2 protein-coding genes are annotated in these 3,206 nt (G+C 35.7%); both read left to right on the plus strand.

Features of this window, described 5'->3' with window-relative positions:
- Positions 1-71 precede the first annotated feature (71 nt).
- Positions 72-1,514 carry an alpha-amylase gene (locus tag FPG59_RS15180; RefSeq protein ID WP_086455398.1) on the plus strand — a complete coding sequence of 481 codons (1,443 nt, stop codon included), beginning with the start codon at positions 72-74 and terminating at the stop codon, positions 1,512-1,514.
- Between the two features lie 139 nt (positions 1,515-1,653).
- Positions 1,654-3,206: peptide chain release factor 3 (locus FPG59_RS15185; RefSeq protein ID WP_086455399.1), on the plus strand; the 1,553-nt coding region annotated here is incomplete at its 3' end.

Here is a 3,206-nt window from a genome sequence, read left to right on the forward strand (position 1 = left end):
TCTATAAGTTTCTTTCTCAAAGAATGATAACAGTGACCCAATTCTAACTAAAACGATTAACCAAAATTATTATGAAAAAACACGTATTAAAAACCTGTGCCATCGCATCGCTTTTTTTAAGTTTAAACGCTTGTTCCACATCAGACGAATTGCAAAAAGATGCCATAGAACAAGCATCTCAGTTTAAAATCATTCAAGTTACTAAACATGACGGAAAACCTTTTAGCACTGGGAAACAAACTAACATCCCTTCTGGAAGATATGTTTCAAATCCGGGTGGAGGCGTCATGATGCAAGCTTTTTACTGGGATGTACCTGCCGGCGGAACATGGTGGAATGTAGTAAACTCAAAAATTACGGCTTGGTCAAACGCTGGTATTGGCTCAATCTGGCTACCTCCTGTATCAAAAGCCCAAAATGGACCATTCTCTATGGGATATGACCCTACTGACTATTTTGATTTTGGTAATTTTAATCAAAACGGAACTGTTGAAACACGTTTTGGCTCTAAAACCGAATTAGAAAGTTTGATTACAAAAGTACACGCCGAAAACATGCAAGTATATGCTGACATGGTCCTCAATCATAATAGTGGCGGTCAATTAGAAAACAATCCTTTCACAGGAACACAAACCTACACTAACTTTACGGGTGTTGCATCAGGGAAATTTAAACGAACAAGCGCTGACTTTTACAAAAACGCTTTTGGGAATAATGACGAAGGTATTTTTGGTGGTTTTCCAGATCTTGCTCACGTAGCTCCTAATGTACAAGATTGGCTTTGGAAAAGAGCAGATGGTGTGGGTAAATTTTATAAAAACACCATGAAATTTGACGGCTGGAGATTTGATTACGTAAAAGGTTTTGGTGCTTGGGTCGTTAAAGATTGGAATGCTAATGTTGGCGGATTTTCTGTAGGTGAACTATGGGATTCTAATGTAAATTTACTTAATGACTGGGCAAATAACGCAAATAGCTCTGTTTTTGACTTTGCTTGCTACTATAAAATGAATGATGCTTTTGATGGCAATAATCTAAATGTTTTGAATGATGATATGATGTGGAAAAGAAATCCGTACAAAGCGGTTACTTTTGTTGCGAATCATGATACTGATGAAATTTGGAAAAAGGAATTGGCTTACGCCTACATTTTAACGCACGAAGGATATCCAACTATTTTTTACCGCGATTATGAAGAGTGGCTAAATAAAACCAAATTGAATAATCTAATTTGGATTCACAACAACAAAGCAACCGGAAACACTTCTATTTTATACACAGATAATGATGAATACATAGCGAGAAGAAACGGCTATAATGGCAATCCAGGATTAGTCGTTTACATCAACAACTCTTCAAACTGGCAAGAGCGCTGGATACAAACTAACTGGTCTAATGCACAAATAAAAGATTTTACAGGCAACTCTGGCTGGTACCCAACAACTCAAGCTGACAAATGGGTAAAAATACAATGTCCTCCTAATGGATATTCTGTTTGGTCCATCAACATGTAATAGTTTTTCTTTGAGGCTGTCTTTATTAGGCAGCCTCTTTTATTTGGAATCGTTTACACAATACGAAAATACCTTTTAAACAGATCAAATTTTCAAATAGCGTATATAAATAGTACTTTTGCAAACTATTGATATACATATGGGCTTTTTAGAAGAAATACAACGCAGAAGAACTTTCGGGATTATCTCACATCCTGATGCTGGAAAAACGACATTGACTGAGAAATTACTTCTTTTTGGAGGAGCAATTCAAGAAGCAGGTGCCGTAAAAAATAATAAAATAAAGAAAGGGGCTACGAGTGACTTTATGGAAATTGAACGCCAAAGAGGGATTTCTGTATCTACCTCTGTACTTGCATTTAATTACCAAGACAAAAAAATAAACATACTTGATACACCTGGACATAAGGATTTTGCCGAAGACACTTTTAGAACTTTAACAGCAGTTGACAGTGTAATTGTAGTAATTGACGTAGCCAAAGGTGTGGAGGAACAAACTGAAAAATTAGTAGCAGTTTGTAGAATGCGTAAAATTCCAATTATTGTATTTATCAATAAATTAGATAGAGAAGGAAAAGATGCTTTCGACTTAATGGACGAAGTTGAACAAAAACTTGGACTTACCGTAACACCATTGAGTTTCCCTATCGGGATGGGATATGACTTTCAAGGAATTTATAATCTTTGGGAACAAAATATCAATTTATTCAGTGGTGATAGTCGTAAAAACATCGAAGAAACAATTGCTTTCTCAGATGTACAAAGTCCTGAGCTTGAAAAAATAATTGGTCAAAAACCAGCCGATAAACTTAGAGAAGAATTAGAGTTAATTGACGAAGTATATCCAAAATTTGACAGACAAGATTATTTAGACGGAAAACTACAACCCGTTTTCTTTGGTTCAGCATTAAACAATTTTGGTGTTAGAGAACTACTAGATTGCTTTGTAGAAATTGCACCTTCGCCAAGACCTAAAGATTCCGAAACAAGGCTAGTTGATCCAGAAGAACAAAAAATGTCTGGTTTTGTATTTAAAATCCATGCCAATATGGATCCAAAACACCGAGACCGTCTAGCGTTTATTAAAATCGTGTCGGGTACTTTTGAAAGAAACAAACCGTATTATCACGTTCGCCAAAAGAAAAATTTAAAATTCTCTAGTCCTAACGCCTTTTTTGCTGAAAAAAAAGAAATTGTAGACATCTCTTATCCAGGAGATATTGTTGGCCTTCATGATACTGGAAATTTTAAAATTGGTGACACACTGACCGAAGGGGAATTAATGAGTTTTAAAGGAATTCCAAGTTTTTCGCCTGAACATTTTAGATACATCAATAATGCTGATCCTATGAAAGCCAAACAGCTAGACAAAGGAATTGATCAGTTAATGGATGAAGGAGTAGCGCAATTGTTTACACTAGAAATGAATAATAGAAAAATCATTGGAACAGTGGGTGCGTTGCAGTACGAGGTAATTCAATACCGTTTGGAGCATGAATATGGAGCCAAATGTACGTATGAAAATTTCCCTGTTCACAAAGCTTGCTGGGTAAAGCCAAATGATCTAAAAAGTGACGAGTTTAAAGAGTTTAGAAGAATCAAACAAAAATTCTTGGCGCATGATAAATACGGTCAATTAGTGTTTCTAGCAGACTCTGATTTTACAATTCAAATGACACAAAGTAAATATCC

The organism is Flavobacterium sp. FPG59 (assembly GCF_002150205.1).
Lineage (GTDB): Bacteria > Bacteroidota > Bacteroidia > Flavobacteriales > Flavobacteriaceae > Flavobacterium.